Raw genomic sequence first — 4,370 nt, forward strand, 5'->3', positions numbered from 1 at the left:
CAGGACGGCATCATCGACGAGCGCGGCTACGTGCTCAACGACATCACCGTCGAGGCGCTGGTGAAGCAGTCGGTCTCGCATGCGCAGGCTGGCGTGGACATCGTCTCGCCATCGGACATGATGGATGGCCGCATCGGCGCCATCCGCCGCGCGCTGGACGCCGCCGGTCACATCAACTGCCGGATCATGGCCTATTCGGCCAAGTACGCCTCGGCCTTCTATGGCCCGTTCCGCGATGCGGTGGGCAGCTCCGGCAACCTGGGCAAGGCCGACAAGAAGACCTACCAGATGGACCCGGCCAACAGCGACGAGGCCATGCGCGAGATCGCGCTGGACCTGGAGGAAGGCGCGGACATGGTCATGGTCAAGCCGGGCATGCCGTACCTGGATATCGTGCGCCGGGTGAAGCAGGAGTTCGGCGTGCCGACCTTCGCGTACCACGTCAGCGGTGAGTACGCGATGCTCAAGGCCGCCGCGCTCAACGGCTGGCTGGACGAGCGCGCGTGCGTGATGGAGACGATGATCGGCTTCAAGCGCGCCGGTGCCGATGGCGTGTTGACCTACTACGCGCCGCAGATCGCGCGCTGGTTGAAGGAGGACTGAGATGGAACCGAGTGCAGGCGTGCAGGTGTACCACTGGGTGGTGTGGCTGGCCGGGGTGGGCATATTCGCGGCGGTGACCCTGGCGGTGATCGTGGCGATCGTGCGTGCGCGCCGTCGCCCGGCCGAGCTGCACTCGGCCGCCGAGCGGCTGCAGCGTGAAGCCGCATTGCAGCCCGAGGCCGATGCCCGCCTGCGCGCGTTGAGCCAGCTCAAGGAGCGTGGCCAGATCGGCGAGGCCGAGTACGAGAAGCAGCGCGCCGAGTTGCTGAAGGGCTGAGCGGTTTTCGCGCGGAAGCTTCCTTCCCGCGCGTGGTGCCAGGCACCCCTCCCCGGCCCTCCCCTTGGCTGCGCCAAAGGGAGGGGGTGATTCACGCCGGTCGGTCAGGTCATCGCGAAACCACGCTCCTGCCCCCTCCCTTTGGCGCAGCCAAGGGGAGGGCCAGGGAGGGGTGCTCTTCGCGCGTGGCTAGCGGCAGTCGTCGCTGCCATCCACCACCGGCGCCTTCATCCGGTAGAGATCCAGTCCGCCGGCCCGCGGTGCCCGCGCCTTGCCGCTGAGCACCAGCTCGGCGGGCTTGTTGGCATCAAGCACGGCCCCGCGGGTATCACCGTCCTGGCTGTTGAACGACAGCCCCAGCAGCGTGGCCGTACCCCAGGCCGCCTGTTGGCACTGCGCGACCCAGGTCTGCGCGCCGCCGCCCGCCGCGGCACGGGCGAATACCACCGCACGGCCACCGCCCAGCCAGCTGCCATCGACTTCATCGGCGGCGCTGTTGATGCCGGCCATCGGAGTCGGTGCGGCGAAACCGTCGCCGGCGCGGGCCGCCGTCCACAGGTCCCAGCCGCCCACACCGCCGGTACGGTTGCTGGCGAACAGCAACCGCCCGTCGTCGGCCAGGGCGGGAGAGCGTTCGTCCTGGCGGCCGTTGACCGGTCCGTCCAGCCGCTGCGGCGCACCGATGTGGCCGTCGGCCGCGAGCGGCGCGCGGTACAGGTCGAACCCACCCTGGCCACCGGTGCGGTTGGAGGCGAAGTACAGCCAGTGGCCGTCCGTGCTGAGGAACGGATCCACCTCGTCGGCCGCGCTGTTGAGCGACAGTGGCCGTGGGTCCACCCAGCGCTTGTCCTGCAGCGTGGCCTGCCACAGGTCCCAGCCGCCGGCGCCGCCGTCGCGGTTGCTGGCCCAGACGATGCGCTGCCCGTCGGCGCTGAGCGTGGCGCGCAGTTCGTCGGCGCGGGTGGAGACCACCCCCATGCCCTCGATGCCGAACTCGGAAAGCGCCGAGGCTGCCGGGGTACAGAGTAGACTCGCAGTCAGCGCGAGCAGCAGTGGTCGGGTCCGCATCAGGGTTCCGCAGGTGAAGGTCGCGTCCAGTCTAGGTCATGCAGAGGAAACCCATGAGCGCGCCCCGCTACGCCGTATTTGGTCAGCCCATCGCCCACTCGCAATCACCGCGCATCCAGACCGCGTTCGGCAAGGCCCATGGCATCGCGGTGGACTACCGCGCCATCGAGGCCTCGCCGGAACAGTTCCCGGCCGCGCTGGAAGCCTTTGCCGCCGACGGTGGCGTGGGCGCCAACGTGACCCTGCCGCACAAGGAAGCCGCCTTCGCCCTGTGCAGCACCATCACCTCGCGCGCGCAGCGCGCCGGCGCGGTCAACACGCTGTTGCGCAAGGGCGAGCGCTGGCACGGTGACAACACCGACGGCATCGGCCTGGTGCGTGACCTCACCGGCCGCCACGGCCTGGACCTGCGTGGTCGCCGCGTGCTGCTGCTCGGTGCCGGTGGCGCCGCGCGCGGCGTGGCGCCGGCGCTGCTGGATGCCGGCATCCTCGAGCTGATCGTGGTCAACCGCTCGCCGGAGCGTGCCGATGCGCTGGTCGATGCGATGAGCGAACCCGGCCGCGCCATCTCCGCCTACTGGGAGCAGTTGCGCGAGCAGGGCGACTTCGAACTGATCATCAACGCCACCTCGGCCGCGCGCGGCAACGAGAGTGGCTTCAGCCTGCCGCTGTCGCTGGTCAACAGCATGACCACCGCGGTTGACCTGAACTACGGCGAGGCCTCCATCCCGTTCCTGGCCTGGGCGCGTGCGGCCGGTTGCCGCAACAGCTTCGATGGCCTGGGCATGCTGGTCGAGCAGGCCGCCGAGAGCTTCCAGCAATGGCACGGCATGCGTCCGGAGACCGATGCGATCTACGCCGAGCTGCGCGCGGGCGACGCGCTGCTGGTCACCGCGGACTGAGTGGCGCGATGAACAGTACCGAGCTGTTGTCCACGCTGCTGGTTTCCATTGGTTACCGGCTGCCGATCATCATCGCGCTGGGTGTGGCGGTGATGATGGTGTTCGATACCCCGTCGAGCCGGCCACGCCAGATGGTGCTGTGGGGCTTGTCGGTGCTGCTGCTGTGCACCGTGGTGGGCGGTGGGTTGGCGGTGCTGCCATTGCTGTTCCTGGCGCAGGGCAACTACGGCGCGCTGAGCGGGCTGAATACGCTGCTCAGCGTCGTCCACATCGGGCTTTCGCTGCTGGAGGCGGCCGGCTTCATCCTGCTGGCATGGGGCGTGGCGCAGGCGCTGCGGCGTCCCGCCGCGGGCGGCAAACCCTGAGCCGGCGGCGCATTCGGTGAATGCGGGCGGGTATGGGAAAATGCCCGCCTTGAACGGAGCAGGTGGCAGGTTGGCGTGACGGAAAAAGTAGAAGCACCCCGGACGCTGACCGAAGACCTGAAAGCCGGCATCCGCGACGCCTACGCCAAGCTGCAGGCCAATACCCCCGGCTTCAGCACGCGCCGCTCGCAGAGCCAGATGATCGGCGTGGTCTCGCGCGCGCTGGCCACCGGCAACGTCGGCGTGGTCGAAGCGCCCACCGGCGTCGGCAAGAGCCTGGGCTATCTCACCGCCGGCGTGCCGATCGCGCTGGCCAGCAGGAAGAAGCTGGTCATCAGCACCGGCACGGTGGCGCTGCAGTCGCAGCTGGTCGAGCGCGACATCCCCAATTTCCTCAAGGCCACGGGCCTGCAGGCCACGGTGGCGCTGGCCAAGGGCCGCACCCGTTACCTGTGCACGCGCAATGCCGCCGAGGCACAGGGCGAGGGCGTGCAGGAAGGCATGTTCGGCGACGACGTGCCGCTCTACGACCGGCCGCTGGCGCCGATCGAGATGGACGTGGCCGAGAAGCTGACCAAGGCCTTCATCGAGGGCCGCTGGAACGGCGACCTGGACAACGCGCCGGAAACCGTCACCCCCACCTTGCGCATGCGCATCACCACGCCGGCCTCGGCCTGCGCCGGCCGGCGCTGTGCCTATTCGGCGCAATGCCCGGTGCTGCGCGCACGCAACGAGGTGCGCGACGCGCAGATCGTGGTGACCAACCACGCCCTGCTGCTGTCGGCGCTGTCCATCGGCGAGAGCGACAGCGGCCAGCCGTTGATCGCCCCGCCCGCTGACATGCTGCTGGTGCTGGACGAAGGCCACCACATCGGCAACGTTGCCATCGACCAGGGCGCGGCGTTCCTGCCGCTGGACGACATGGCCAAGCGCACCGGCCGCCTGCAGATCCTGATCGCCGGCGCCTACCGCGCGGTGGACAAGGACAAGATCGGCAACCTGCTGCCCAACGAGGCCATCGAGGTGGCTTCGCGGGTCAGCAAGCTGCTCAAGGGCTTCCGCGACGAGATCGCGCATGTGTGGATCCCGCAGCCCGACGAGCGCGAGCCGATGTGGCGCGCCGCCAACGGCCGCCTGCCGGAGGCATGGAAGCAG

The 4,370-nt window shown here is 69.4% G+C and carries 6 protein-coding genes; 5 read left to right on the forward strand and 1 reads right to left on the reverse strand.

The features are described from left to right. Together hemB and VA603_RS18085 are read left to right on the forward strand one after the other, a co-directional pair. Positions 1 to 603, forward strand: a 603-nt coding sequence (gene hemB / locus VA603_RS18080; protein WP_323439660.1) for a porphobilinogen synthase, incomplete at its 5' end; no start/stop codon positions are given. A gap of 1 nt (position 604) precedes the next feature. Then, positions 605 to 880, forward strand: coding sequence for an SHOCT domain-containing protein (locus tag VA603_RS18085; protein ID WP_323439661.1), 276 nt, complete (start codon positions 605 to 607; stop codon positions 878 to 880). 189 nt (positions 881 to 1,069) lie between these two features. Here VA603_RS18085 and VA603_RS18090 read toward each other — a convergent pair whose 3' ends face one another. Continuing rightward, complete coding sequence (locus VA603_RS18090) at positions 1,070 to 1,948, reverse strand: TolB family protein (protein ID WP_323439662.1); 879 nt, start codon at positions 1,946 to 1,948, stop codon at positions 1,070 to 1,072. A 53-nt stretch (positions 1,949 to 2,001) separates the two neighbouring features. Here VA603_RS18090 and aroE point away from each other — a divergent pair, with 53 nt between their 5' ends. The 3 genes from aroE to VA603_RS18105 all read left to right on the forward strand — a co-directional run. Then, positions 2,002 to 2,850, forward strand: a complete 849-nt coding sequence (gene aroE, locus VA603_RS18095; protein WP_323439663.1) for a shikimate dehydrogenase — start codon at positions 2,002 to 2,004, stop codon at positions 2,848 to 2,850. Positions 2,851 to 2,858: 8 nt separating this feature from the next. After that, positions 2,859 to 3,215, forward strand: a complete 357-nt coding sequence (locus tag VA603_RS18100; protein WP_132863727.1) for a hypothetical protein — start codon at positions 2,859 to 2,861, stop codon at positions 3,213 to 3,215. Positions 3,216 to 3,290: 75 nt separating this feature from the next. After that, the coding region (locus VA603_RS18105; RefSeq protein ID WP_486679299.1) for an ATP-dependent DNA helicase DinG at positions 3,291 to 4,370 on the forward strand (1,080 nt) is incomplete at its 3' end.

The sequence above is a fragment of the Stenotrophomonas capsici genome (assembly GCF_034961085.1).
Classification (GTDB): Bacteria; Pseudomonadota; Gammaproteobacteria; order Xanthomonadales; family Xanthomonadaceae; genus Stenotrophomonas; species Stenotrophomonas capsici.

Bases quoted from the DNA above. Each gene is read 5' to 3' on its own strand.
- VA603_RS18085 (WP_323439661.1), top strand. From the start codon at position 605: ATGGAACCGAGTGCAGGCGTGCAGGTGTACCACTGGGTGGTGTGGCTG.
- VA603_RS18090 (WP_323439662.1), bottom strand. From the start codon at position 1,948: ATGCGGACCCGACCACTGCTGCTCGCGCTGACTGCGAGTCTACTCTGT.
- aroE (WP_323439663.1), top strand. From the start codon at position 2,002: ATGAGCGCGCCCCGCTACGCCGTATTTGGTCAGCCCATCGCCCACTCG.
- VA603_RS18100 (WP_132863727.1), top strand. From the start codon at position 2,859: ATGAACAGTACCGAGCTGTTGTCCACGCTGCTGGTTTCCATTGGTTAC.